The following is a 24,069-nucleotide window of genomic DNA, read 5'->3' on the forward strand; positions in this document are numbered from 1 at the left end:
CACGGGTATCGACGATGGCTGAGACGAGCCGGTTTATGGATTTGGCCTTGGAACAAGCCAGGATGGCGGCTGCCCGCGGCGAAGTGCCTGTTGGTGCCGTCCTTGTGGTCAACGGCGAGATCATCGCCAGCGCCGGAAACCGCACGCGCGAGCGCAACGATGTGACCGCGCATGCCGAAATCGAAGTGATCCGCACGGCTGCAAGCGCCATCGGGGCAGAACGGCTGAACGGTGCCGATCTCTACGTGACGCTCGAGCCCTGCACCATGTGTGCGGCGGCCATCTCGTTTGCCCGCCTGCGCCGGCTCTACTACGGCGCCGAAGACCCGAAAGGCGGCGGCGTCGATAACGGCGTCCGCTTCTTCAGCCAGCCGACCTGCCATCATGCACCCGACGTCTATTCCGGTCTTTCCGGTCAGAGTGCTGCAGACATCCTCAAGGAATTCTTTGCCGGAAGACGCTGAACGCCCGATCCGGAAATCTTACCCGGCGGCAAAGCTCTCGAGTGCCGCACCGGACAGACGGTAGCGCGTCCATTCCGACAAAGGCTCGGCGCCGATTGCCTCATAGGTCTTGATGGCCGGCTCGTTCCAGTCGAGCACGCTCCACTCGAAACGGCCACATCCCTTCTCGACCGCGATCTGCGCCAGATAGCGCAGCATCGAACGTCCGGCGCCCGATCCGCGTTGATCCGGCGTGATATAGAGGTCTTCGAGATAAAGGCCGTTGCGCGCCAGCCATGTGGAATAGCTGAAGAACCAGACGGCAAAGCCGACCGGCACGCCATCGCGCTCGCAGATGGCGGCATCGGAAACGGAATTTTCGCCGAACAGCGAAGAGGTCACCGATTGAACGGTCGCCTCGACCTCATGTCCGGCCTTTTCGTAGACGGCCAGTTCGGTGATGAAACGCAGAATGGTTTCTGCGTCCTGGGCGGTAGCTTTGCGGATCTCAAACATCGAGCATCAGTAGATCTGGTACCATTTCTTGCCGCTGCCCTTGATTGCAGCTTCCTTCTTGCGGCGGCGGTCCTTGACCTGCTCCGGCTCGCCCAGATCCGCCGTCGCCTCTTCCGGCAGCTTGCGGTATTCGAGCGGCGGGTCGCTGAGGAACCGGCGCTTGTCGGCATAGGCGCCCATCTGGATCTTGCGGGCGTCGCGATAGGCCTGCGTCTGCTCGGCCGTCGTCAGCTTGCGGCCATTGGCGCTGGATTTGGCCAGTGGCGAGACGTAGCTGGGATTATCGGCGTTGGCGTCGGCTTCTTCGCGCAGACGCTGGCGCGTGTCTTCCGGCGATTCGATCCATTGCGGATTGTCCTTGGTGGCCAAATTCTGCTGCGGCTGAACCAATTGCGCGGTTTCGCCTGAAGGCGGCAGCACCAGGCCGGGACGCGGCTGATACTTGACATTATTGGGCTTGGTCGATCCGAGGCTGACGGAACTGCCGAGATCGTCTATCAGATGCTCGCCGGCCGTCTTGTCCGTCCCGTAGGTCGGGCCACCGATGCAGCCGGTCAAGACGACGCTGCCCGCCACAACGGCAAACAGGCCAGCATACATTCGAAACTCTCGCGTCATTCCCATGAAAACCCTTCCAGCGGTGCCGGCACGATCGATACTTGAGCGGCATTGCTGCGCCCATGACGGATAAATCCGCCGATTTTCAGGCAGGTTTACCGGATGAGCGGCAATTACGCAATTCACCCGGTAAACTATCCCTTAAGAAGCGTAGCCGAGTTCGCGCAGCGCAGCGGCATCGCGGGCGGACACATCCGGGAACGCGGCATCGGAGCCGACATCGGCGGTGATACGCCAGGACCGGGCGCATTTGACGCCTTCGGCAAGCGCCGGCTCGACACTGACGGAGGCAACATCGTCCAGCCGGAAGGCTTGCGCCGGGCCGGCATCGGCAACGATCGTCACACCGGACGTGATGCAGATTTCCGCCAGATCCTCGCCTTCGAGCGCTGCCAGAAGATCGGCATCGCCGACGTGGACGACAGGGGCTGCTTCAAGCGAGGAGCCGATCCGCTTGTCGCGGCGCTCGACTTCGAGCGCGCCGGTGACGACCTTGCGCACCGTGCGAATCTTCTTCCACTTTTCAGCCAGTGCCTCGTCGCGCCATTCAGCCGGCACCGCCGGGAACTGTTCCAGATGCACGGAGACGGCCGACGGATCACGCGACAGCCAGGCTTCTTCCGTGGTGAACGGCAGGACCGGGGCAAGCCAGGTGACGAGGCAATTAAACAGCTTGCGGATGACCACCAGGCTCGCACGGCGGCGCGGGCTCGACGGCGCATCGCAATAGAGCGCGTCCTTGCGGATGTCGAAATAGAATGCAGACAGCTCGATGTTGGAGAAGTCAATCAGTGCACGGGCGATCCGCTTGAAATCGAAGGCGTCGTAGCCTTCGCGCACCAGCTGGTCGAGTTCCGACAGGCGGTGCAGCATCAGACGCTCAAGTTCCGGCATTTCGGCAAAGGCGATGTCTTCGCCGCCTTCCCGACCCTTGTCATGCGCCAGCGTGCCGAGCATCCAGCGGATGGTGTTGCGCAGCTTGCGATAGCTGTCGATATTGGTCTGGATGATCGCCTTGCCGAGCCGCTGGTCTTCCCAGTAATCGGTGGTGGCGACCCAGAGGCGCAGGATATCGGCGCCCGATTCCTTCATCACGTCCTGCGGCGCAACGACATTGCCCTTGGATTTCGACTGCTTCTCGCCCTTTTCGTCCATCGTGAACCCGTGGGTGACGACGGCGTTATACGGCGCACGGCCGCGCGTCGCGCAGCTTTCGAGCAGCGACGAATGGAACCAGCCGCGATGCTGGTCGGAGCCTTCGAGATAGACATCGGCCGGCCATTTCAGGTCCGGGCGATCTTCCAGCGTGAAGGTGTGGGTGCAACCACTGTCGAACCAGACATCGAGAATGTCCATGACCTGGATCCACTTGCCGTGGTCATGATCACTGCCGAGAAAGCGGTCCTTGGCGCCTTCGGCGAACCATGCGTCCGCGCCTTCGGCCTCGAAGGCTTCGATGATGCGGGCGTTGACGGCCTCATCGACCAGCACTTCGCCCTCGACGTCGGCAAAGACGGCGATCGGCACGCCCCAGGCGCGCTGGCGCGACAGAACCCAGTCCGGACGGTTTTCGATCATCGCACGCAGGCGGTTCTGGCCGGCGGCCGGCACGAAGCGGGTGTTGTCGATGGCAGACAGGGCGCGGTTGCGCAGGGTGTCGGGCTTGGTAGATACGGCACTGTCCGAACTCGCGGAGACCCCGCCCCCCTCACCCGGCGGATACGCGCCACCCTCTCCCCGCTGGGGAGAGGCGATTTCCGAGGCAGCCGCTTGCTCCCTCTTCTCCCCCACGGGGAGAAGGTGGCCCGAAGGGCCGGATGAGGGGGCCTGCCCCAGATCCTTGTCCATGTAGACGAACCATTGCGGCGTGTTGCGGAAGATGATCGGCTTCTTCGAGCGCCACGAATGCGGATAGCTGTGCTTCAAGCGTCCCCGGGCGAACAGGGTCTTCGTCTCGATCAGCGCCTTGATGACGAGATCGTTGGCATTGCCCTTCTTGCCGTTGTCGTCCATGACGCGGGCCGCGCCGCCGTCGCGATCCGGACCGAAGCCGGGCGCGTCGGCCGTATAAAAACCGGCGTCATCGACGGTGAACGGGATTTTCGACGAGATGCCGCGTGCTTCCAGAGCCCGGGCGTTGTCCATCCAGGCCTCAAAGTCATCGGCGCCGTGGCCGGGAGCCGTGTGCACAAAGCCGGTGCCGGTGTCGTCGGTGACGTGGTCACCGTTCAGAAGCGGAACCTTGAAGTCGTAGCCAAGGGCGGCCAGTGGATGGGCGCAGGTGATAGCTGCCAGTTCATCAGCCTGAAGATGCGCAACAAGCTTCAGCGTCAGTTTAGCTTTCGCTGCACACTCCGCGGCCAACTTGTCAGCGAAGATAAGCGTCTCGCCCGGCTGAGGTCCGAATTCATTCTCGGTTGTCACCACCTCATAGAGACCGTAGCTCAATCGCGAGGAGTATGCGATTGCTCGGTTACCTGGGATGGTCCAAGGCGTGGTTGTCCAGATAACGACAAAAGCGCTTGTCAACTGCTGAAGGCGAGTAGCACTGACTGCTTCGCCTAAGCTAGTCTTTCGAACATCACTGAGCGAGGCTTCGAGCACCGGGAACTTCACCCAGATCGCATCGCTCTCGATATCGGCATATTCGACCTCGGCTTCCGCCAATGCCGTGCGCTCGACGACCGACCACATGATCGGCTTGGAGCCGCGATAGAGCTGGCCGGACTTGGCGATCTTCAACAGCTCGCCGGCGATGCGGGCTTCTGCATGGAAGGCCATCGTCGTGTAGGGATTGTCGAAGTCGCCCTCGATGCCCAGGCGCTTGAACTCGGCCGACTGGATCTTGATCCAGTTGGCTGCGAAGTCACGGCATTCCTGGCGGAATTCGTTGACCGGAACCTCGTCCTTGTTCTTGCCCTTGGCGCGATAGGCTTCCTCGATCTTCCATTCGATCGGCAGGCCGTGGCAATCCCAGCCCGGAACATAGTTCGAGTCGAAGCCGCGCATCTGGAACGAGCGGGTGATGATGTCTTTCAGGATCTTGTTCAGCGCGTGGCCGATATGGATATTGCCGTTTGCATAGGGCGGGCCGTCATGGAGGACGAATTTTTCGCGGCCGGCGGCAGAGGCGCGCAACTGCTTGTAGAGGCCCATCTCTTGCCAGCGGGCAACCGTTTCCGGCTCCTTCTGCGGCAGGCCGGCGCGCATCGGAAATTCGGTTTCCGGCAGATTGAGGGTCTTGGAATAATCAATCTTTTCAACGGTATCGGTCATGGTTTCAGCAATCATATCTGGGCGCGTGTCGCCGCGCATGCGAACGGGATATCATAAGGGAAACGGTGGCGCTCGTGCGGAACGCCGAAAACCCGGACCTTCCGGCGGCTATCAAAGCGCTGGGAAGGCCGGGCCAATAATTCGCTGATCACGTATCAATCGACGATATCGGGTCATGGTGGCCGGTTGTTTAAGCGGTTTTTGCGCGAAAAGGAAGATGACAACGGCAAAGTTTCAAAGAACGATGTGCGCCACGGCGATGGAATGCAATTTCAAGCGCATTATATGATACTGGAGACGGTGGCGAGTTAGCGATGGCACGTTCGATGCGGGAGCAGCACATGGTCAAGCGGACATTTTTTGTGAAGGCGGTTTGGGATCCGGAAGCCAAGGTCTTTTATTCGGAAAGCGACATCGAAGGCTTCCACATCGAAGCCGATACGGTCGACGAATTCGAAGAGATCATTTTCGATACCGCGATAGACCTGATCGTCGCCAATCATATTTAATTTAGATGAGCAGCGTGCAACGGGTTCCCTCTTCTCCCCAGCGGGGAGAAGTGCCGAACGAAGTGAGGCGATGAGGGGGCGCTTCGGCGAAGCCGGAGCAAGACAGAAGTGGCCTTCGGCCCCCTCATCCGGCCCCTACGGGCCACCTTCTCCCCGCTGGGGAGAAGAGGGAACGCGGCAGAAAAGCCCCATCATTCCTTCGGATTTGCCACCATCACGGCGCGGAGCGCGTCGTTGATACGGTCCTGCCAGCCGGGGCCGTCGTCCTGGAAATAATGGAGCACGGCACTATCGAGCTTGATCGATACGAGTTCCCTGGTTTCCGGCAAAGCACGCTTCTCGACAGCCGCTGCTGCGACCTTCTTGACCGGCTTGAACAAAGCTTCGGCGGCATCCATGGCGCTGACGGGCCGGCGGGGCGTGGTGGCCATTGGGATCATCCTTTTAGGAGTTTGCATCCAGACCGAATGCGATTTTGCTGTCGATCATACTGAGCGCCTTGACGCCGGAGAGCAAGGCGCGGGCTTCGGCGTCGTCCTGCTTCATCTGCACCACCAGCGGATCGAGGCCGTCGAATTTCAGCTCGCCGCGCAGGTGGCCGAAGAACGAGACGGAACAGACTTCGCCGTAGAGATCGCCGGAAAAATCGAAGACGAAGGTTTCGAGCAGGGCGATGCCGTTGCTATCGACCGTCGGGCGCTTGCCGAAGCTGGCAACGCCATCATGGATGCTGCCGTCGGCGCGGCGGAAGCGGACGGCGTAGATGCCGTTGCGGAGTTCGACTTCCGGCGGAAGCTGCATGTTGGCGGTGGGATAGCCGAGTGTGCGGCCAAGCTTCTTGCCGTCAATGACTTCCGATTCCACGGTGTAGCGATAGCCCAGCAAACCGGCAGCCTGGGACACATCACCCTCGCCCAGCAGCGCGCGGATATGGCTGGAGGAGATCACCGCAGCACTTTCATCGCGAAAAGCATCGACCAGCGTCACGCCAAAGCCGTTTTCGCCACCGGCGGCCATCAGGAAAGCCGGGCCGCCTTCCCTGCCCTTGCCGAAATGGAAATCGAACCCGGTGACCACATGGCTGGCATGCAGCCAGTCCATCAGGATGGAGCGGATGAAATCGGATGCGGAAAGCTCGGAGAAAGTCCGGTCGAACGGATATTCGATGACGGCGGAAAATCCCATTCCTTCGAGGATGCGCGCCTTCAGTGGTGCCGGCGTCAGGCGGAACACCGGCCTGTCCGGGCGGAAGACGCTGCGCGGGTGCGGCTCGAAGGTCAAAACCAGGGCTGGAACGCCGCGCACTTGTGCCTCTTCCAGAGCCCTGTCGAGCACCGACTGATGGCCGCGATGCACGCCGTCGAAATTGCCGATGGCGATGACCCCGCCACGCAGCGCTTCTGGAAGGGGTTCGCGGGTCTCGTTGCGATGAAAAACCGTCATGTCCGTTAGCCAGTCATCTCTTCGTGCAGGTCAATCACGCCAAATCCGTTACGCCAGTCTCGGCATCCACCATTTCGGCGTGGCACCCTCGTTTTTCAGGAATGCCGTCAGCTTGGTCTCATCGGTCTTTTCGGCAACCATGTATTCGGCCGCATGAATGCCTGCGCTGATATAGAGTACGTCGAGGCCGAAATCCTGTGCGCCCTTGACGTCCGTCGGCATGCCGTCGCCGACCGCGATCACCCGCGACAGGTCGAGCCCGCCGCGAACGGCCTTGGCTTCCGTCAGGGACGCGCGATAGATCGGCACATGCGGCTTGCCGGAAATCCGGGTTTCGCCGCCCAACTCCGCATAGACCTTGGCGATGGCACCGGCGCAAGGAATGAGCTTGTGGCCGCGCTCGACCACCAGATCCGGATTGGCGCAGATGAACGGCACCTTGCGCTTGGCAAGGCTGGAAAGCGTGGCGCGATAGTCGTCGGCAGTTTCCGTTTCATCATCGAAAAAGCCAGCGCAGACGACGATTTCGGCTTCCTCGGAAGAGACCATGCCGACGTCGAGGCCTTCGAGCAGCGGCAGATCCTTTTCCGCGCCGATGAAATAGACCTTCTTCGGACCGGCCGAGATCAGCGCGCGGGTGACGTCGCCAGATGTTACGATCCGATCGTAAGCTGTGTCCGGCACGCCAAGGCCGCGGATCTGGACGATGACGCCGGGATGTGGGCGCGGCGAATTGGTGATCAGAACGACGGTCAGGCCTTTGGCGCGCGCTTCGGTCAGCGCCTCGCAGGCACCCTTGAACGCCTCGACGCCATTGTGCAGCACGCCCCAGACATCGCAGAGCACGACATCGTAGCGGCTGGCAATGTCGCGAAAACTGTTGATCCGAACGGCCATGCTGGCTTCCCGCAGAAAAGAAATGGTCGGGCTGACATCGCAGGCAGGCGTTAAAAACACAAGTCTCCATCGGGAAAAATCGCGGCCGAATTCCAAGGTTTCCGGCGTGCAAAGCGATGGAACCGCTAAAATCCGCGGATCAGCCAACCGGCAACCGCGCAGATGGCCAGCGTCACGACGACGCCGCGCTTGAAGAAAAACAACAGCACGGCTGCCAGAAGCGCCAGGCAGAAGGCCGAGAGCTGGAATGTCTGCCAGACGGGAAGCGGCATCGACATCGGCCCTGTCGCAAAGCGATCCACACTGGCAAAGAGAACATGCAGGCCGAACCAGACGGCCAGATTAAGGATAACGCCGGTGACGGCCGCCGAGATCGCCGCAAGCGCGCCCGATAGCGCCCGGTTGTTACGCAGGGTCTCCACATAGGGGGCGCCCAGAAAGATCCAGAGGAAGCATGGGATGAACGTCGCCCACGCCGCGAGCGTCGCTCCGAGCAAGCCGGACACAAGCGGATCAAGCCCCAGCGGTGCGCGAAAGGCCGCCATGAAGCCAACGAAGGACAGCACCAGCACCAACGGTCCCGGTGTCGTTTCAGCCAGTGCCAGGCCATCCAGCATCTCGCCGGGTTTGAGCCAATGATAGGTCTCTACCGCCTGCTGCGCGACATAAGCAAGCACCGCATAGGCTCCGCCGAAGGTCACCACCGCCATCTTCGAAAAGAACAGACCGATGGCGGTGTAGACGGTGGCGAAACCGAGCACGATGCCAATGATGATGAAGGGCGCGATCCAGAGGACCAGCCAGGTGGCGAGAACCTGAAACGTACGGCTCCAGCTTGAAGCGCTGTCGGGAAAAAAACTGCTGTCGATGACCGAAGGCCTGTCGGCAAGTGCCTGTTTTGCCGCCGCTGCCACGGCTTTTTCGCCCGTTGCCGGCTGCAGGCGCGTGGCGACGTATCCGGCAACGCCGGCCGCCAGCACGACGAGCGGAAACGGCAGATCAAAAAAGAACAGGGCTGCGAAGGCAAGCGCCGCGACGATGAGGGAAAACCGGGTTTTCAACGCCCGGCGGCCGACCCGGATGACGGCCTCGATGACGATCGCAAGCACCGCCGCCTTCAGCCCGAAGAACAGACCGGTCAGCCAATCCGTTTGCTGAAACAGCGCATAGGCGCAGGACAGGCCGAGAATGACGAAAAAGCCGGGCAGGATGAACAGCAGTCCGGCGGCGATGCCACCGCGCGTACCGTGCAACAGCCAGCCGATATAGGTGGCAAGCTGCTGCGCTTCGGGACCCGGCAAGAGCATGCAGAAATTCAGCGCATGCAGGAACCGGCTCTCGGATATCCAGCGGCGCTGCTCCACCAGTTCCTTGTGCATCAGCGCGATCTGCCCCGCCGGGCCGCCAAAACCCAACACACCGATCCTTGCCCAGACTTTTGCAGCCTCCGCGAAGGAGGGATGGCCGGGTGTCACATTGAGGTCGTGTTGTTGGGGCAAGAGCATGCCTGTCAGATAACCATGATCGATGAAATATTTTCGACAGGCCGTTCTTGACTCATCTCGCGGCCATCCTTATCTCCAGGCCGCTAGCACTCAAGCAATAGGAGTGCTAACATCCATCCATCGGATCGCGAAGACGATCCGTGAAGTCATTTGATCGAGGGATTAGACAATGACAAGCACCAATTTCCGCCCGCTGCATGACCGCGTCGTCGTGCGCCGTATCGAGGCCGAAGCCAAGACCAAGGGTGGCATCATCATTCCGGACACCGCCAAGGAAAAGCCCCAGGAAGGCGAGATCGTCGCTGTCGGTACCGGCACCCGTGACGACAAGGGCGCTCTTATCGCGCTCGACGTCAAGGCTGGCGACCGCATCCTGTTCGGCAAGTGGTCGGGCACCGAAGTCAAGCTCAACGGCGAAGACCTTCTGATCATGAAGGAAGCCGACATCATGGGCGTTATCGGCTGATCCAGCCGGTTTCCACCTTTCCACTTTCCATAAAACCAGTTGGGCACCAGCCCGGGAGTTTTTAACATGGCAGCCAAAGAAATTAAGTTCGGCCGTACCGCGCGCGAAAAGATGCTGCGCGGCGTCGACATCCTCGCAGACGCAGTGAAGGTCACGCTCGGTCCGAAGGGCCGCAACGTCATCATCGACAAGTCCTTCGGCGCACCGCGCATCACCAAGGACGGCGTTTCCGTCGCCAAGGAAATCGAACTCGAAGACAAGTTCGAAAACATGGGCGCCCAGATGGTCCGCGAAGTTGCTTCGAAGACCAACGACATCGCCGGTGACGGTACCACGACTGCAACCGTTCTCGCCCAGGCCATCGTTCGCGAAGGCGGCAAGGCCGTTGCTGCCGGCATGAACCCGATGGACCTGAAGCGCGGCATCGACCTCGCAGTCGCAGCCATCGTCAAGGACCTCGTTGCCAAGGCAAAGAAGATCAACACTTCGGAAGAAGTGGCCCAGGTCGGCACGATCTCCGCCAACGGCGAAAAGGAAATCGGCCAATACATCGCTGAAGCGATGCAGAAGGTCGGCAATGAAGGCGTCATCACGGTTGAAGAAGCCAAGACCGCCGAAACCGAACTCGAAGTCGTCGAAGGCATGCAGTTCGACCGTGGCTACCTCAGCCCTTACTTCGTCACCAACCCTGAAAAAATGGTTGCCGAGCTGGAAGACGCTTACATCCTTCTCCATGAGAAGAAGCTCTCCAACCTGCAGGCCATGCTTCCGGTTCTCGAAGCCGTCGTTCAGACCGGCAAGCCGCTCCTGATCATCTCGGAAGACGTTGAAGGCGAAGCTCTTGCTACGCTCGTGGTCAACAAGCTGCGTGGCGGCCTGAAGATCGCCGCCGTCAAGGCTCCTGGCTTCGGCGATCGCCGCAAGGCCATGCTCGAAGACATCGCGATCCTGACCGGTGGCCAGGTTATCTCCGAAGACATCGGCATCAAGCTGGAAAACGTCACGCTCGAAATGCTCGGCCGTGCGAAGAAGGTTTCGATCTCCAAGGAAAACACCACCATCGTCGATGGCGCTGGCAAGAAGGCCGAAATCGAAGGCCGCGTTGCTCAGATCAAGGGCCAGATCGAAGAAACCACATCCGATTACGACCGCGAAAAGCTGCAGGAACGCCTTGCCAAGCTCGCTGGCGGCGTTGCCGTCATCCGCGTCGGCGGTGCGACTGAAATCGAAGTGAAGGAAAAGAAGGACCGTATCGACGACGCGCTGAACGCAACGCGCGCTGCCGTTCAGGAAGGTATCGTTCCTGGTGGTGGTACGGCTCTGCTGCGTGCCTCGATCGTTCTCGACCTCAAGGGCGCAAACGACGATCAGACCGCCGGTATCTCGATCATCCGCAAGGCACTTCAGTCGCTGGTTCGCCAGATTGCTGAAAACGCAGGCGACGAAGGCTCGATCATCGTTGGCAAGATCCTCGAAAGCAACACCGACAACTTCGGCTACAACGCCCAGACCGGCGAATTCGGCGACATGATCGCCATGGGTATCGTCGATCCGGTCAAGGTTGTTCGCACGGCCCTGCAGAACGCAGCTTCGGTTGCTTCGCTGCTGATCACCACGGAAGCCATGATCGCCGAACTGCCGAAGAAGGATTCGGCTGTCGGCGGCATGCCTGACATGGGTGGCATGGGCGGCATGGGCGGCATGATGTAATAAGGCGTTTGCCTTATTACGAATGACGACCATACAGCTTCGCCCATGATCCAAAGTGCTTCAGCGCGTCAAGCGCGCTGAAGTGGCGGCATGGGCGGCATGATGTAATAAGGCGTTTGCCTTATTACGAATGACAACCATACAGCTTCGCCCATGATCCAAAGTGCTTCAGCGCGTCAAGCGCGCTGAAGTGGCGGCATGGGCGGCATGATGTAATAAGGCGGTTGCCTTATTACATCATGCCGCCCATACAGCTTTCCGGGTTTCCGGATTGGGGCAGGCCGCGAGGTCTGCCCTTTTTCGTTTCCCCTCGACGATCTCCATGAAAAGCTCTCAGGCTTATTGCCGAGCTCTGCGGATCATGCTCTGATTGTACTTCGGCCAAATCGCTGCAATCGGGAATATTTATCTCGGATCACAAAATATTTCTTGAACACCATTGAAGCGCTAGAAAAAGCAATTATAACAGCGCTCCAAGTGAACCACAGATTCACAGGGATCAAGAACTCGGACGAATTGACAATAAGATAGTTCAACTTTTCCGTATTAACCGTTTGCCCAACATCCTTTTGATTCCAGATCGCAAAGCCTTTAGATTTTCCTCGCATACAATTTGTTTCGTCTTGCCGACGCACGTGCCCAAGACTAGAAAATTGAGCTTTCTATTTTTTTACAGCGAACCATGCCTCGCCATATATTTGCCGCGTCGCCCGATCCTGTTGAGAAGTAGAAATTGTTTCTTGTGAACACTTACGGGAACAGACGAATGAATTTTGGATTTTGTGACCATACCGGGGTCCGCCTTGTTTAAGATTGCAAGAACAGGCCTAGCACAGCCAGCGAGCGCTGATTCCTTTGCCCATGGCGAAAGCGGGCTGGAGATGCTCGGTCAATTCTGCTTTTCCGAAGGCTGGTCGGGCGACCTGTCGAACGGCCTGTTTCGTCTTGGCGAAAGTGCGGCTGCCATGCATGGCCTCAATCAGGCCGAATGCGGCTTGCTCAACCTGGTCCGCTGCTATGACACCACCGACCGCAATCACGTGCTGGCCCTTTTCGAGCAGGCAGCAACGACCTCCTCGTCCTTCTGCTTTTCGACGACGATCATCCTGCCGTCCGGTCAGAAACAGCCGGTTTTCTGCATCGGCGAATCGACGGGGCTGGAACAACGCTATTCAGGCTCGATTACCGGCGTGTTCTTCTTTCCGCGCTTCCAGCTGGAGGCACGCAGGCACGCCTTCGCCCACCATCAATAGAAGCAGGCGGTAGGCGGGCGCTTGGCCGCTACGGCAGAAGCGTCTTCAAATCGGTCTGCGGGTCCTCGAGCAGAGCCCGGTCCGGCGTCAGGCCGAGATCCAGCAGCTTCTTGCCGGTGACATAGGCCTTGGCATCGTTGAGCGCATCAACGGCGACCAGCTTGCCGGCCGTGAAATACCAGACCGAAATACTGCCTTCGCGCTGTCCCTTGCGCACCACCGTCTCGTCGTGACCGTGGCCAAAGCCGGCGATCTGCAGCTTGACGTCATACTGATCCGACCAGAACCAGGGTTTGGGCTCGTAAGGCGCTTCGCCGCCAGCCAGCAACGCAGCCACAGCCTCGGCTTGATCAACGGCATTCTGGACTGATTCCAGCCGGATGCGGATGTCCTTCCAGGGCAGCACGGCGCAGTCGCCCATTGCATGGATCGAGGGATCGGACGTACGGCCAAAACCATCGACGACAATGCCGTTGGCAACGTCCAGACCGGCGGCGTGCGCCAGCGCGTCGTTGGCCGTCACGCCAATGCCGACGATGACCAGATCGACCGGAATGGTGGAGCCATCGGTCAGTTCCGCAGATGTCACCCGGCCATCGGTGCCGACGAGCCGGACAAGGCCGGTGCCCTCGCGGATATCGACGCCGCGCGATGTGTGAATGTCCTTGACGAGGTAGGAGGTCGCAACCGACGCGACCCGCTGCAGGATGCGGTCGGCCATTTCGATGACGGTGACGTCAAGCCCGCTTGAACGGGCCACGGCTGCGGCTTCCAGGCCGATATAGCCGCCACCGACGATCAGCGCGTGTTTGCCGGGCTTCATCTCCTCGGCAAGACGGTCGGCATCGGTGAAATCGCGCACCACGAAGACGCCGTCGAGATCGCCGCCGGCACTGGCCGGCAATTTGCGCGGGGTCGAGCCGGTGGCGAGCGCCAGCACGTCATACTCCAGCGTCGAGCCGTCGCTGAGGGTGACTGTCTTTGACGATCGGTCGATCGCCGTCACCGACGTGGAAAGGCGGATATCGATAGCGTGCTCGGCGTACCAGCTTTCCGGCCGGTAGAGCAGCCGGTCGAGATCCATTTCGCGCAACAGGTATTTCTTAGACAGCGGCGGCCGTTGATAGGGATGGCTGGCTTCCGCTGCGACGATCGTGATCGGACGCTCGTCCTTCAAGGCCCGCAATTTGGCCACCAAGGCAAAAGCGGCCTGCCCACCGCCCACAACAACAAGTCTGCCTGTCACGTTTGTTCACCCGTCGAGAATGCTTCTTTTCCCCAGACGTAGCCTGTCCGCCCGAGCGTCGTCAACTCGGGCGGACGATGTGCATGTTGGGCGGCGCGCGCGATCAGTCGCGCTTGGGAATGTCCATGCCCTTTTGTACGGCGGGGCGGGCAAGGGCACGATCAACCCAGGCCATGACATTGGGGAACTTGGCATATTCCAGCACATCGGCAGCGCCGTAGAATTTGCGGGCGCCCTCGATCCAGGAATAGGTGGTGATATCGGCGATGGTATATTGATCGCCCATCAGCCATTGCCGGCCTTCGAGACGCCCTTCCAGCACGCCAAGAAGCCGCTTGGCCTCATCGCGGTAGCGCTCCATCGGATAGGAATTGTTGGCGACCTTGTCGGCGGCGAATTTGAAGAAATGGCCGAACTGGCCGAACATCGGCCCGACGCCGCCCATCTGGAACATCACCCATGCCAGCGTCTCGTAGCGTCCGGCCGCATCGGCTGGGATCAGCTTGCCGGTCTTTTCGGCGAGATAGATAAGGATGGCGCCGGACTCGAACAGGCCGATCGGCTTGCCGCCCGGACCATTCGGATCGATGATCGCAGGGATACGGCCATTGGGATTGAGCGAGAGGAATTCGGGCGTCTTCTGATCGTTGGTACCGAATGAAATCAGGTGCGGCTCATAGGGTAGACCAAGTTCCTCAAGCGCGATCGAGACCTTCACACCATTCGGCGTCGGCAGCGAATAGAGCTGGATGATATCGGGATTTTTGGCGGGCCAGCGGGTGGTGATCGGGAAGGAACTGAGATCGGCCATAAGGAACTCCTTGAGGTTGGAATTCGAATATAAGACAGTCGTGTCCAAAATGTCAGGGTGACAAACGGGATTTTTTGGATACGTTTTTGAGGCGACCACAGAGCCAGCCGCCGTGCAGATTGCGTTCGGTAGGATTTTATCCTACCTTCCCTGAGATACACTCTGGAGTTATCTCATGGTAGAGAAACTGAGCATCACGCTTCCCTCCGAAATGGTCGACGCGATCAAGAGCCGCGTCGAAGCCGGTTCCCACGCCTCGACCAGCGAGGTCATCCGCGAAGCGATGCGGACATGGCTACGACTGGAAGAAGAACATGAAGAGCGGATCGAGGGACTGCGTGCCCGCGTGAAGCATTCACTCGAAGACCCTCGACCGAACTTGACTGGCAAACAGGTGCGGGAACGGCTCGACGCGCTTTATGTGAAACATAACAGTTGATCGCGATGCAGCGCTTCCCGGTCGAATATCGCGCCGATGCTGTTGAAGATATCGAGTACCTGTTCAGCTATGTCCTGGAAACAAGCTTCGATGCGGTAACGGCCGCCCGGTTCACTGATCGTGTCTTCGAGCGCTGTGAAAAAATTGGTGATGCCCCCTTTGGCGGCGTATCGAGAGATGATCTCGGGCCGGGCATCCGTGTGGTCCACTTCGAGCGGAAGGCCGTGATCCTCTACATCGTTCGCGATCAAACTGTCTGGATCACCAATGTTTTCTCGGGACGCCGCGATTACGCGGCGCTTCTGCGTCAAACACCAAAGGAATGACGCCATCCGGCCACAAGGCTAGGCGACAGCTCTCTGTACCGCCTCGATAATCTTTGCCACCAGCGGATCGCCCGCATGCTCGGCCTTGCGCGCCCGTACCAGACAGGCCTCAGATCGCAGCATGATGCCATCCGAGAGGATCTTCAGGTGGTTGGCTTTCAGCGTCGAGCCGGTCGAAGTGATATCGACGATGATATCGGCCGAACCGGAGGCCGGTGCGCCTTCGGTGGCCCCTAAGCTTTCGACGATGCGGTAGAGCTGGATGCCGTGCTGGGACGAGAAGAACTGCTGGGTCAGGCGCCAGTATTTGGTGGCGATCGCCAGCCTGCGGCCATGGCGGGCGCGAAAATCGGCGGCGACATCGCCAAGGTCGGCCATGGTATCGACATCGAGCCAGATTTCCGGGACGGCGACGACGACATCGGCATGGCCGAAGCCGAGCCGGGCGCAGAATTCGACGCGGGCATCGGCTTCCGACAGTCCTTCGCGGATCAGGTCTTCGCCGGTGACGCCGAAATCGATCGAACCGCTGCCGATTTCGCGGGAGATTTCTGACGCCGACAGGAAGGCGATCTCGACATCGTCGAGGCCTTCGACACGGCCGCGATAGGAGCGCTCGTTGCCGACGGCGACAATCTTGAGGCCTGCCTTTTCGAAGATGGCGGAGGCATCGTCCTTCATCCGGCCCTTGGAGGGCAGCGCGATGGTGATGGTCATCGGGCGGCCTCCGCTTTTGGCCTGGCGAGCGCCTGCTCCATCCGGTCGAGCCAGAGTGCGAAGCCGACGGCCGGAATGCGTTGCTTTGCGCCGAGCAGCGTCATCAGCCGGTCGAACCGGCCGCCACCGGCCAACACCGCCGAAGAACCTTCGATGACGATCTCGAAGACCATGCCTGTGTAATAATCGAGCGGGCGGCCGAAGGCGGCGCGGTAGGTGAGCGCCTTGGCATCGACACCGGCAATGCCGAGCGCTGCGACACGCGCGTCAAACCGCGACAGGGCGCCGTCAAGCGTCAGCCCGGATTTTTCCGCAAACGCAAAAAGGGCAGCCGGTGCATCGGCAAGCGGCATGTTCAACGACAGGAATTGGCGCAGGACGGAAAGCGTGCGGCCATCGAGCGCGGTCTTTTCCAGCGCCCGCTTTTCCTTCAACCGGGCGGCAATTTCCGTCGGGCTGCGGCTGGCATTGGTGGAATAGCCGGTGGCCTCCATCGTCTCGTCGAGATGGGCAATCAGCGTGGCATCATCGCCGGATGCCAGCAGCGCCTCGATCTCGGCGCTGAGCCCGGTGACCGGCTGCGGGCTCGACAACCGTGTCAAAAGGGTGTCGATCTGGGCTGGATTGCCAAAAGCGTGGATCAGGCGCTTCTGCCAGCCGGCGGGCAGCCCGCAGGCGGCGACCACGGCTTCGAACACCGACTGATCGCCGAGCGTCACATTGAGCGTCTTGCCCGGCAGGCGCGCGGTGAGAATGGCGATGGCATCGCTGATGGCGCGGGCATCGGCGCTCGCCACATCCGTCTCGCCGAGGTCCTCGATACCGGCTTGGTAGAACTCGTTCGCCCCTTCCCGCCGCTGGCGAAAGATTTCGCCGAGATAGGAATAGCGCTGCGGCGTGCCGGTGGCGGTCTCGATATGGCGCAGGCAGACGGGGATGGTGAATTCCGGGCGCAGGCAGAGGCTCTTGCCCGTCTCGCTCTCGGTCATGAAGATACGGCGGCGCAGGTCTTCGCCGGCCATATCGAGGAACGGCTCGGCCGGCTGGATCACCGGCGTATCGACACGCAGCGTTCCCAACCGCTCGAAATCGGCCAAGAGGTCAGCGGCAAAGGCTGGGAGGTTGATCAGGGGCATGAACCGGCAGTTATCCTTCAAGGCACCAAAGGTTGGATCAGTTCGATGCGGTTGCCGAACGGATCGTAGACATAGACCCGCTCATACCCTTCAAGCGGCTCATCATCAACAACCCGGCAGCCCGCAGCCTTAAGGTTTTTCGCCAAAGCCACGAGGTCATCGACCAGAAAGGCCGGATGAGCCTTGAGAGCCGGGCGAAAATCCGCCTCGACGCCGAGATGCACCTTCAGCGCACCTGCTTCGAACCAGCAACCGCCACGCTTGGCCAGATTGGCCGGTTTTTCTCGCTCTGACATACCAAGTAGACCGGAATAGAAAACGCGGGCCTGATCTTCTCCGCCTGCCGGCATGGCGAGCTGGACGTGATGGACGGATAGGAGCGCTACCATGGGCGTTTTGTTCCCAAGCGGCCCCACCCCCCTCTGTCCCTCCGGGACATCTCCCCCACAAGGGGGGAGATTGGCCGCAAGCTCGTTGCCTCCCTGACATTGGACGCGGGGGAAAAGAATGATCTCCCCCCTTGAGGGGGAGATGTCAGCAAGGCTGACAGAGGGGGGTGAACCATCCACACACTCAGTTCCGCCCTATCCGCGCGCCCGGTCTTCCGCCTGCTCGGCCAGCATTTCGCGCACCTTGGCGACGAGGTCTGCTTCGGGCACCGAGACCTGCGCCACGCGGGCTTCGCGCCACGCCGTGTTGTCCTCGATCTCGCCGGACAGGCGCTTGCCTTCGATCAGGTCCTTGATCTGCACGACCCCCTGCGCGCGTTCGTCGCCGCCCTGGATGATGGCGAGCGGCGAGCCGCGGCGGTCGGCATATTTCAGCTGGTCGCCAAAGTTCTTCTTGTTGCCCTGGTACATTTCGGCACGGATGCCGGCATGGCGCAGCGCCTGGGTGAATTGCTGGTACTTGCCAAGGCTTTCAATATCGCGGTCCATGACGCAGACGACGACCGGGGCGATGACTTCCTCCATGCCGAGCTTGCCAAGGTTCTTCAGCGCCGTCATCAGGCGCGAGACGCCGATGGAAAAGCCCGTTGCCGGTACCGGCTGGCCCATGAAGCGGGAGACCAAGCCATCGTAACGGCCACCACCACCGACTGAGCCGAAGACGACCTTTTCTCCCTTTTCGTTGGTGACGGCGAACTGGAGTTCGGCTTCAAAGACGGGGCCGGTGTAGTATTCGAGGCCACGGACTACCGAAGTATCGATACGAACCATTTGCGAACCATAGCCCGCAGCACGGCACAACGCGTTTATTTGAATCAGCTCATCGATGCCCGCCGTGCCTGTGACACTGTCGCTCACCGCAGATCGGCGGCCTTCAAGATAAAGACTGTTGTCGTAGAAGGCGTCGGCGCCTTCATCGGAGTTTAGTCCAAGTCCTAGACCCGACCAAAAATCTGCCGATTTTGCGTCTGTGGCAATCGCCTGAGACAGGTTAGAGTTTTTCGCAGAACCGGGCGATAAGACGAGTAGAACTTTTGAAATCTGTTCGTCATTAAGCCCGACACCCTTGGTGACATCACCGGACTCGTCTTGGCGGCCGGGACCGAGCAGCAGCTTCACGCCTTCCGGCCCAAACTTATCGAGCTTGTCCATCGCCCGCAGCACATTTAGCCTTCGCCCAGCATTCTCCTCACCACCAAGGCCGATGGCTTCGAGCACACCGTCCAAAACCTTGCGGTTGTTGACCCGGATTACATAATCCCCACGCGCAATGCCCAGCGCTTCCATCGTATCGGCCATCATCATGCACATTTCGGCATCCGCCTGGACACCGGCGGCGCCGACCGTATCGGCATCGAACTGCATGAACTGGCGGAAACGGCCCGGACCCGGCTTTTCGTTGCGGAAGACGTAGCCGGCGCGATAGGTGCGGTAGGGCAGCTGGATATCGTTGAAATTTTCAGCGACATGGCGGGCGAGCGGCGCCGTCAGGTCGTAGCGGGCGCTCATCCATTGCTCGTCATCGTCCTGCAGCGAGAAGACGCCCTCGTTCGGGCGGTCGCTGTCGGGCAGGAATTTTCCGAGCGCATCGGTATATTCGAACAAAGGCGTTTCGACTGGGTCGAAGCCGTAGCGCTCGTAGACTTCGCGGATCTTTGCGGTCATCTCGTTGACGGCGCGGATGTCGGCGGCGGAGCGATCGACAAAACCGCGCGGCAGCCGGGCTCTCAGCTTCTGTGGCTTCTTCTTTTTGTCGTTCATGGCAGCAACACTTTCAGCGTCGATCGGTCATGCCCGATCCGTCATGGGAATTGGCGCTTTCCCTAGCCGATCAAGGCCATGGCGGCAAGTCTTTGCGCTGCCGGCACCGGCCTAAAGCGGCCGTGACAGCGTATCCCAGCTGTGAACGATCGCGCCCTCTGCCATGGGTGCTTCGGCCGCAGGAATGAGGATCGTATGGGTGTCGCCGCGGATGATGCCCCTGACTTCCGACTGGAAGCTCATTCGCTTGAATTGCACGAAGCCATCGGGAATGCTGGTCAGCGACATGGCCGCCCCGCCGTAGAAATCGATGCTGGCCAGTTCGCCTGATTTCAGGCTCGCAACTGTTGCCTGATCCTCGATGAAATCGTGATAGAGCCCGGTCATGTAACGGCGGATGCTTTTGCCGACCATCGCCCGCATCAGCGGCGTATCCGTGAATTCCTGCCGCGAGCCGGCGAGATAGCGGATATCTTCGCCCTCCCAGAGATTGCGGCTGTCCTTGGCCGACAGGATCGATTGCAAAAGGACCCTTTCCGTATGTGCGTCAGCACGCCGCAGGAAATCGACGATGGCACCGATGGCGCGCAGGTCCGGCGTGCAGATGCCCCGTTCCCAACGCGAGACGGTCGGCAGCGAAAAGCCCAGTTTCCAGGCAATGTCGCCCTGCGTCAGCCCGGCCTTCAACCGGTAGGCCTGCAATTGCCCGATCAGTTCGCCCCGAATCAGATTCATACAATGCAACTTTTTGTAAAATCAGGAGTTGTGACGGGAAATTTCAATGCGCCAAAGGAAGAGTCAATGATCAATTGCCACGGTTTCGGCAAAAGCTTTTGTCGACTATTTTTTAAAACCATGAAGACCGATTTCTGCTGACTGCAACGCTGCGGCGAACCATCAGAGACAGCGCTTTTCCGGCTGCCTGTAAAGCGCTTTTTGATGAGCGCCCTCAACATGCTGCAGAAAACGTCTCAAACTTGAAAATGCCGCGTACCGGCGGCCATGAAAAAGCGGAACAGCATGCTCAGATTGGTGAAACCCGGCTTCGGCACGATCCTTCCCGAGGACACGCGCGCCCACGAAGAGTGGATCGCCGAACTCACCGGGCATGATTTTGTCATCGAGGGCTGGCACTGCGATCTTTCCACCGGCATATTCTTTGTCGGCGAGGTGGCACAGCGTGTTCACGCGCTTGAGCAGAGCCTCTGCGGGTTGCTGGATATCATTCGCGGATACGCGGAAAATCATCGCAAGATCGTCCTGAGCATTCTGGAAGAAGCAACGGCTGCGGCCTCATCCTTCTGTTATTGCACGGATATCACCGATTCTTCCGCTGGCCCGCTCTTCTGCATCGGGACATCGTCGATCGATGCGGAAGCCGCGACCGGCCGCATGCAGGGTATCTTTGCCTTTTCAATGCCGGGACGCTGACGGAGCGGCCACCTTTGAGCCGATCGAGGCGCCGCCGGTGCTTGTCTGCAGCGCCTGCCGGCGGTGCTTTTGACGGATGTTGACCGAACGCCACCTTGGGCACATAATTTCCTCCAGTGCGTGGGAGGACGTCATGAAGGTATTCAAGAATATCGCAGGCATCGTCATCATCTTGCTCGGCGGCCTGTGGATGCTGCAAGGCTCCAACATCATTCCCGGCATGGCCATGTCGGGCAACAGGGAATGGCTGGTGATCGGCGCCATGCTGGTGATCTTCGCCATCGGGCTGCCTTACCAGAACAACCGCCCCACCACCCGGCTGCACGGCATGCCCGACGATCTCTTTTAGGCCTCTGCCATCCGGGTCAGGATGCAATGTCTAGGGCCGCACGAACGCGCTCCGCAGGTCTTCGATCCGGCTGCGGCAGTAGCAGCCTTCGATATGATCGTTGACCAGGCCCATCGCCTGCATGAAGGCATAGACCGTGGTCGGGCCGACAAAGGTCCAGCCGCGCTTTTTCAAGTCCTTGGAAATGAGCGTCGAGGTCGGCGTCGTCGGGTTGGCAACAATCGCCTCCCAGGTGACCACCTTCGGCCGCTCGTTGCCGCCCGGCTCATGGCTCCAGAAATAGCGCGCCAGCGAACCAAACTCGGCCTTCAGTTCCTGCGCCCGTTTGGCATTGTTGATCGTCGAAACGATCTTGCCGCGATGGCGCACGATGCCGGCGTCGCCCAGGCAACGGACGATATCCTCATCGCCGAAGGTCGCCACCACATCGAAATCGAAACCGGCAAAGGCAGCGCGAAAGGCCTCGCGCTTGCGCAGGATGGTCAGCCATGAGAGGCCGGACTGAAAGCCTTCCAGGCAGATCTTTTCGAACAGCCGGATATCATCGGCCATCGGCTTGCCCCACTCGTCGTCATGGTAGCGCTGATAATCCGCCAGATTGGCATGCCAGGCGCAGCGGTCGATACCGTCCTCCCCGGTGATGATGCCCTTTGCAGTCACGCGATTCTCCCTGAATTGTTTCAACTTCCACGGCGACCACTGCCCGTCATGAACGCGCCACGCTGCCGTTTACCGATTGCCAACCATAGTCCTAAAGCCTCCGATAACCCTACCCAAAGCTTTATCCGGGCGAAGGGGTTTTAATGAACCGGCATTTACCATTCGGTTGCTGGCGGGTGCCACGATCCTTCCATTCCGCCAATCCTTTAATTGGCGTCCGTACCGCTTGTCATCCGCTGAACCGCGGACGGCGAAGCTATGACAGATCCCGGCGAAAGGTAATGAGCCCGTCCGATGCTGAAGAAAACCCTGATCCTTGCCACATCCCTGCTCGTTGCGCTGACCAGTCTTGCCGAGGCGCAGGACCGGTATCAGAACCGGCCGCCTGTCGTCATCAGCCCGGACCTGACCGCGCCCTGGGTAACCCAACTCGGCGGCACACCGGAGCGCGTCGTCTATCGTCAGCAGCGGCCTATCGCGGTTCAGCAGCCGGGCGCCACCCGAAAACAGTATCTGTTCCAGCAGCGCGTCCAGCGCTCCGGCGCCGGTATTGCCCAACCGGTGGCGATGACGCGCGCCCAGAGGCCGGTGCGGCAACTGGACCCGCAATTCCTGCCGCAGACCGTTGCCTATGACAGCCAGGAAAAGGCCGGCACGATCATCATCGATACCAACAACCGGTTCCTCTATCTTGTCACCGGCAACGGCGCGGCGCGGCGCTACGGCGTCGGCGTCGGCAAGCCGGGCTTCGAATGGGCCGGCGCCCACAAGGTGACCCGCAAGGCCGAATGGCCCAACTGGACGCCGCCTGCCGAAATGCGTGCCCGCGAGGCGGCCAAGGGGCACTTTCTGCCGGTCAGCATGAGTGGCGGCCCGGAAAATCCGCTTGGCGCACGGGCCATGTATCTCGGCTCGACGCTCTACCGCATCCACGGCACCAACGCGCCCTGGACGATCGGTTACGCAGTTTCGTCGGGCTGCATCCGCATGCGCAATGAAGACGTCAGCGATCTCTACGAACGCGTGAAGGTCGGCACCAAGGTCATCGTCATCTAAGCCGCCGCTTACCCGCCGAAGGGCCGCACCGTGGCCTTTCGGCAACAGCGGCGCCTTGGGTTGCAGCCCGATCGATCACATTTGCCCTAACCAGAACCCATAAGACTTGCGTAAAACGCGATATTGAATAGCGTTTCGCAACTTGGGACTGGATGAGGGAACTGCCTATGAAATATGTCTTGCAGACAATGGCCGCGATTGGATTTGCCGCTGCTGTTACGTTTAGCGCCTCAAGCGCCTCGGCTTTCATGCCGGGCGAACCCGGCGCAAAGGCCAATTCCGACGTCACGCTGGTGGCAACGGAGCGGAAGCCGGCGCAAAAGTTCTGGCGCACCAAGGTTCGGCTGAGCACGGATGAAGCACCGGGCACCATCATCGTCGATACCAACAACAAATATCTCTATTATATCGAAGGCCCGAACCGGGCGACCCGCTACGGCATCGGCGTCGGCCGCGAAGGCTTTGGCTGGTCGGGCGTCGTCAAGGTGCAGCGCAAGGCCGAATGGCCGGGCTGGACACCACCGAAGGAAATGATCGCCCGCGAGCGCAAGAAGGGGCATATCCTTCCCGCCTTCCAGGAAGGCGGCATCGACAATCCGCTCGGCGCCCGCGCGCTCTATCTCTACAAGGGCGGCAACGATTCCGGCTTCCGCATTCACGGCACCAACCAGCCCTGGACGATCGGTCTCAACATGTCGTCCGGCTGCATCCGCATGATGAACAAGGATGTCGAGCACCTCTACGAACGCGCCTCGATCGGCACCAAGGTCATCGTCGTCGGCCCCGGCAACAAGCAGGGCAATGTCTCCTACAATGACCGTGGCGTCGACCTCCTGCGGACGATCTTCGGCGGCTGAGGGTCTATCTCCCTCTTCTCCCCTGCGAGGAGAAGTGCCTGATGTAGCGAGGCGATGATGGGGTGCTTCGGCAAAACCGGGGCGTACCGCCCCCTCATCCGGCCCTGCGGGCCACCTTCTCCCCGGCGGGGAGAAGAGGGATTTTTACCTCCCCCTTGAGGGGGGAGGTCGCGGCGCAGCCGCGGGTGGGGGTGA

The 24,069-nt window shown here is 60.3% G+C and carries 26 protein-coding genes; 11 read left to right on the top strand and 15 right to left on the bottom strand.

What is annotated here, in order from left to right; translation table 11 throughout:
• Positions 1 to 14: 14 nt before the first annotated feature.
• The gene (locus ACP7E6_RS06650) at positions 15 to 464 is read left to right on the top strand and encodes a nucleoside deaminase (RefSeq protein WP_426228944.1); all 450 of its coding nucleotides are present in this window, start codon (positions 15 to 17) and stop codon (positions 462 to 464) included.
• A gap of 18 nt (positions 465 to 482) precedes the next feature.
• On the opposite strand, the gene ACP7E6_RS06655 is transcribed toward ACP7E6_RS06650, so the two are convergent.
• The 3 genes from ACP7E6_RS06655 to ACP7E6_RS06665 all read right to left on the bottom strand — a co-directional run bounded on the left by ACP7E6_RS06655 (position 483) and on the right by ACP7E6_RS06665 (position 4,853).
• Positions 483 to 959, bottom strand: coding sequence for a GNAT family N-acetyltransferase (locus ACP7E6_RS06655; RefSeq protein WP_426228945.1), 477 nt, complete (start codon positions 957 to 959; stop codon positions 483 to 485).
• 6 nt (positions 960 to 965) lie between these two features.
• On the bottom strand, positions 966 to 1,583 hold the full coding sequence (locus ACP7E6_RS06660) for a hypothetical protein (RefSeq protein ID WP_426228946.1): 618 nt from the start codon (positions 1,581 to 1,583) through the stop codon (positions 966 to 968).
• Between the two features lie 135 nt (positions 1,584 to 1,718).
• Entirely contained in the window at positions 1,719 to 4,853 is a 3,135-nt protein-coding gene (locus tag ACP7E6_RS06665) for an isoleucine--tRNA ligase (RefSeq protein WP_426228947.1), read from the bottom strand.
• Between the two features lie 314 nt (positions 4,854 to 5,167).
• On the opposite strand from ACP7E6_RS06665, the gene ACP7E6_RS06670 reads away from it, so the two are divergent.
• Positions 5,168 to 5,362: a DUF1902 domain-containing protein gene (locus ACP7E6_RS06670; protein WP_426228948.1), complete on the top strand. Its 195-nt coding sequence runs from the start codon at positions 5,168 to 5,170 to the stop codon at positions 5,360 to 5,362.
• A 191-nt stretch (positions 5,363 to 5,553) separates the two neighbouring features.
• On the opposite strand, the gene ACP7E6_RS06675 is transcribed toward ACP7E6_RS06670, so the two are convergent.
• The 4 genes from ACP7E6_RS06675 to chrA form a co-directional block, all read right to left on the bottom strand.
• Positions 5,554 to 5,793, bottom strand: a complete 240-nt coding sequence (locus ACP7E6_RS06675; protein WP_426228949.1) for a BrnA antitoxin family protein — start codon at positions 5,791 to 5,793, stop codon at positions 5,554 to 5,556.
• 13 nt (positions 5,794 to 5,806) lie between these two features.
• A complete protein-coding gene (locus tag ACP7E6_RS06680; protein WP_426228950.1) occupies positions 5,807 to 6,805 on the bottom strand; it encodes a bifunctional riboflavin kinase/FAD synthetase in 999 nt (332 codons plus the stop codon).
• Between the two features lie 48 nt (positions 6,806 to 6,853).
• A complete protein-coding gene (locus tag ACP7E6_RS06685) occupies positions 6,854 to 7,702 on the bottom strand; it encodes a TIGR01459 family HAD-type hydrolase (protein ID WP_426228951.1) in 849 nt (282 codons plus the stop codon).
• Between the two features lie 125 nt (positions 7,703 to 7,827).
• Entirely contained in the window at positions 7,828 to 9,207 is a 1,380-nt protein-coding gene (chrA, locus tag ACP7E6_RS06690; RefSeq protein WP_426228952.1) for a chromate efflux transporter, read from the bottom strand.
• 169 nt (positions 9,208 to 9,376) lie between these two features.
• Between chrA and groES the strand changes: the two genes are divergently transcribed.
• From groES to ACP7E6_RS06705, 3 genes are all read left to right on the top strand, one after another.
• Positions 9,377 to 9,673: a co-chaperone GroES gene (gene groES, locus ACP7E6_RS06695; protein WP_275789194.1), complete on the top strand. Its 297-nt coding sequence runs from the start codon at positions 9,377 to 9,379 to the stop codon at positions 9,671 to 9,673.
• A gap of 66 nt (positions 9,674 to 9,739) precedes the next feature.
• Entirely contained in the window at positions 9,740 to 11,383 is a 1,644-nt protein-coding gene (gene groL / locus ACP7E6_RS06700) for a chaperonin GroEL (protein WP_426228953.1), read from the top strand.
• Positions 11,384 to 12,186: 803 nt separating this feature from the next.
• Entirely contained in the window at positions 12,187 to 12,636 is a 450-nt protein-coding gene (locus ACP7E6_RS06705) for a hypothetical protein (RefSeq protein ID WP_426228954.1), read from the top strand.
• Positions 12,637 to 12,664: 28 nt separating this feature from the next.
• On the opposite strand, the gene ACP7E6_RS06710 is transcribed toward ACP7E6_RS06705, so the two are convergent.
• Both ACP7E6_RS06710 and ACP7E6_RS06715 read right to left on the bottom strand, forming a co-directional pair.
• Positions 12,665 to 13,882 (bottom strand): NAD(P)/FAD-dependent oxidoreductase, encoded by a 1,218-nt coding sequence (locus ACP7E6_RS06710; RefSeq protein WP_426228955.1) that lies wholly within the window; start codon positions 13,880 to 13,882, stop codon positions 12,665 to 12,667.
• Between the two features lie 103 nt (positions 13,883 to 13,985).
• Complete coding sequence (locus ACP7E6_RS06715) at positions 13,986 to 14,693, bottom strand: glutathione binding-like protein (protein ID WP_426228956.1); 708 nt, start codon at positions 14,691 to 14,693, stop codon at positions 13,986 to 13,988.
• 175 nt (positions 14,694 to 14,868) lie between these two features.
• Here ACP7E6_RS06715 and ACP7E6_RS06720 point away from each other — a divergent pair, with 175 nt between their 5' ends.
• Positions 14,869 to 15,132, top strand: a complete 264-nt coding sequence (locus tag ACP7E6_RS06720) for a ribbon-helix-helix domain-containing protein (RefSeq protein WP_426228957.1) — start codon at positions 14,869 to 14,871, stop codon at positions 15,130 to 15,132.
• A gap of 5 nt (positions 15,133 to 15,137) precedes the next feature.
• Positions 15,138 to 15,458, top strand: coding sequence for a type II toxin-antitoxin system RelE/ParE family toxin (locus ACP7E6_RS06725; protein WP_426229431.1), 321 nt, complete (start codon positions 15,138 to 15,140; stop codon positions 15,456 to 15,458).
• Positions 15,459 to 15,476: 18 nt separating this feature from the next.
• On the opposite strand, the gene hisG is transcribed toward ACP7E6_RS06725, so the two are convergent.
• The 5 genes from hisG to ACP7E6_RS06750 all read right to left on the bottom strand — a co-directional run bounded on the left by hisG (position 15,477) and on the right by ACP7E6_RS06750 (position 20,256).
• Complete coding sequence (gene hisG / locus ACP7E6_RS06730; RefSeq protein WP_426228958.1) at positions 15,477 to 16,175, bottom strand: ATP phosphoribosyltransferase; 699 nt, start codon at positions 16,173 to 16,175, stop codon at positions 15,477 to 15,479.
• Positions 16,172 to 17,311 carry an ATP phosphoribosyltransferase regulatory subunit gene (locus ACP7E6_RS06735; RefSeq protein ID WP_426228959.1) on the bottom strand — a complete coding sequence of 380 codons (1,140 nt, stop codon included), beginning with the start codon at positions 17,309 to 17,311 and terminating at the stop codon, positions 16,172 to 16,174. Before ACP7E6_RS06735 ends, hisG begins: the two co-directional genes overlap by 4 nt.
• A gap of 17 nt (positions 17,312 to 17,328) precedes the next feature.
• On the bottom strand, positions 17,329 to 17,700 hold the full coding sequence (locus ACP7E6_RS06740) for a VOC family protein (RefSeq protein WP_426228960.1): 372 nt from the start codon (positions 17,698 to 17,700) through the stop codon (positions 17,329 to 17,331).
• A gap of 195 nt (positions 17,701 to 17,895) precedes the next feature.
• On the bottom strand, positions 17,896 to 19,521 hold the full coding sequence (hisS, locus tag ACP7E6_RS06745; protein WP_426228961.1) for a histidine--tRNA ligase: 1,626 nt from the start codon (positions 19,519 to 19,521) through the stop codon (positions 17,896 to 17,898).
• Between the two features lie 111 nt (positions 19,522 to 19,632).
• Complete coding sequence (locus ACP7E6_RS06750) at positions 19,633 to 20,256, bottom strand: helix-turn-helix domain-containing protein (protein WP_426228962.1); 624 nt, start codon at positions 20,254 to 20,256, stop codon at positions 19,633 to 19,635.
• 285 nt (positions 20,257 to 20,541) lie between these two features.
• Between ACP7E6_RS06750 and ACP7E6_RS06755 the strand changes: the two genes are divergently transcribed.
• On the top strand, positions 20,542 to 20,952 hold the full coding sequence (locus ACP7E6_RS06755) for a hypothetical protein (protein ID WP_426228963.1): 411 nt from the start codon (positions 20,542 to 20,544) through the stop codon (positions 20,950 to 20,952).
• A 133-nt stretch (positions 20,953 to 21,085) separates the two neighbouring features.
• Positions 21,086 to 21,301, top strand: coding sequence for a hypothetical protein (locus ACP7E6_RS06760; RefSeq protein WP_426228964.1), 216 nt, complete (start codon positions 21,086 to 21,088; stop codon positions 21,299 to 21,301).
• Between the two features lie 30 nt (positions 21,302 to 21,331).
• On the opposite strand, the gene ACP7E6_RS06765 is transcribed toward ACP7E6_RS06760, so the two are convergent.
• A complete protein-coding gene (locus ACP7E6_RS06765; protein ID WP_426228965.1) occupies positions 21,332 to 21,961 on the bottom strand; it encodes a DNA-3-methyladenine glycosylase I in 630 nt (209 codons plus the stop codon).
• A gap of 294 nt (positions 21,962 to 22,255) precedes the next feature.
• On the opposite strand from ACP7E6_RS06765, the gene ACP7E6_RS06770 reads away from it, so the two are divergent.
• The gene (locus ACP7E6_RS06770; protein ID WP_426228966.1) at positions 22,256 to 23,017 is read left to right on the top strand and encodes a L,D-transpeptidase; all 762 of its coding nucleotides are present in this window, start codon (positions 22,256 to 22,258) and stop codon (positions 23,015 to 23,017) included.
• Positions 23,018 to 23,184: 167 nt separating this feature from the next.
• Positions 23,185 to 23,874 carry a L,D-transpeptidase gene (locus ACP7E6_RS06775; protein WP_426228967.1) on the top strand — a complete coding sequence of 230 codons (690 nt, stop codon included), beginning with the start codon at positions 23,185 to 23,187 and terminating at the stop codon, positions 23,872 to 23,874.
• The last annotated feature ends 195 nt before the right edge of the window (positions 23,875 to 24,069 follow it).

Origin of the sequence: Pararhizobium sp. DWP3-4, from assembly GCF_049898205.1 — a bacterium.
Taxonomy (GTDB): domain Bacteria; phylum Pseudomonadota; class Alphaproteobacteria; order Rhizobiales; family Rhizobiaceae; genus Pararhizobium.

What these genes read in the sequence shown, in the direction of transcription:
- ACP7E6_RS06655 (WP_426228945.1), bottom strand. Translation starts at nt 959, where the DNA reads ATGTTTGAGATCCGCAAAGCTACCGCCCAGGACGCAGAAACCATTCTG.
- ACP7E6_RS06665 (WP_426228947.1), bottom strand. Translation starts at nt 4,853, where the DNA reads ATGACCGATACCGTTGAAAAGATTGATTATTCCAAGACCCTCAATCTG.
- ACP7E6_RS06725 (WP_426229431.1), top strand. Translation starts at nt 15,138, where the DNA reads ATGCAGCGCTTCCCGGTCGAATATCGCGCCGATGCTGTTGAAGATATC.
- ACP7E6_RS06670 (WP_426228948.1), top strand. Translation starts at nt 5,168, where the DNA reads ATGGCACGTTCGATGCGGGAGCAGCACATGGTCAAGCGGACATTTTTT.
- ACP7E6_RS06750 (WP_426228962.1), bottom strand. Translation starts at nt 20,256, where the DNA reads ATGAATCTGATTCGGGGCGAACTGATCGGGCAATTGCAGGCCTACCGG.
- ACP7E6_RS06675 (WP_426228949.1), bottom strand. Translation starts at nt 5,793, where the DNA reads ATGGCCACCACGCCCCGCCGGCCCGTCAGCGCCATGGATGCCGCCGAA.
- groL (WP_426228953.1), top strand. Translation starts at nt 9,740, where the DNA reads ATGGCAGCCAAAGAAATTAAGTTCGGCCGTACCGCGCGCGAAAAGATG.
- hisS (WP_426228961.1), bottom strand. Translation starts at nt 19,521, where the DNA reads ATGAACGACAAAAAGAAGAAGCCACAGAAGCTGAGAGCCCGGCTGCCG.
- ACP7E6_RS06770 (WP_426228966.1), top strand. Translation starts at nt 22,256, where the DNA reads ATGCTGAAGAAAACCCTGATCCTTGCCACATCCCTGCTCGTTGCGCTG.
- groES (WP_275789194.1), top strand. Translation starts at nt 9,377, where the DNA reads ATGACAAGCACCAATTTCCGCCCGCTGCATGACCGCGTCGTCGTGCGC.
- ACP7E6_RS06720 (WP_426228957.1), top strand. Translation starts at nt 14,869, where the DNA reads ATGGTAGAGAAACTGAGCATCACGCTTCCCTCCGAAATGGTCGACGCG.
- ACP7E6_RS06650 (WP_426228944.1), top strand. Translation starts at nt 15, where the DNA reads ATGGCTGAGACGAGCCGGTTTATGGATTTGGCCTTGGAACAAGCCAGG.
- ACP7E6_RS06715 (WP_426228956.1), bottom strand. Translation starts at nt 14,693, where the DNA reads ATGGCCGATCTCAGTTCCTTCCCGATCACCACCCGCTGGCCCGCCAAA.
- ACP7E6_RS06775 (WP_426228967.1), top strand. Translation starts at nt 23,185, where the DNA reads ATGAAATATGTCTTGCAGACAATGGCCGCGATTGGATTTGCCGCTGCT.
- chrA (WP_426228952.1), bottom strand. Translation starts at nt 9,207, where the DNA reads ATGCTCTTGCCCCAACAACACGACCTCAATGTGACACCCGGCCATCCC.
- ACP7E6_RS06735 (WP_426228959.1), bottom strand. Translation starts at nt 17,311, where the DNA reads ATGCCCCTGATCAACCTCCCAGCCTTTGCCGCTGACCTCTTGGCCGAT.
- ACP7E6_RS06685 (WP_426228951.1), bottom strand. Translation starts at nt 7,702, where the DNA reads ATGGCCGTTCGGATCAACAGTTTTCGCGACATTGCCAGCCGCTACGAT.
- ACP7E6_RS06760 (WP_426228964.1), top strand. Translation starts at nt 21,086, where the DNA reads ATGAAGGTATTCAAGAATATCGCAGGCATCGTCATCATCTTGCTCGGC.
- ACP7E6_RS06740 (WP_426228960.1), bottom strand. Translation starts at nt 17,700, where the DNA reads ATGGTAGCGCTCCTATCCGTCCATCACGTCCAGCTCGCCATGCCGGCA.
- ACP7E6_RS06660 (WP_426228946.1), bottom strand. Translation starts at nt 1,583, where the DNA reads ATGGGAATGACGCGAGAGTTTCGAATGTATGCTGGCCTGTTTGCCGTT.
- ACP7E6_RS06680 (WP_426228950.1), bottom strand. Translation starts at nt 6,805, where the DNA reads ATGACGGTTTTTCATCGCAACGAGACCCGCGAACCCCTTCCAGAAGCG.
- hisG (WP_426228958.1), bottom strand. Translation starts at nt 16,175, where the DNA reads ATGACCATCACCATCGCGCTGCCCTCCAAGGGCCGGATGAAGGACGAT.
- ACP7E6_RS06755 (WP_426228963.1), top strand. Translation starts at nt 20,542, where the DNA reads ATGCTCAGATTGGTGAAACCCGGCTTCGGCACGATCCTTCCCGAGGAC.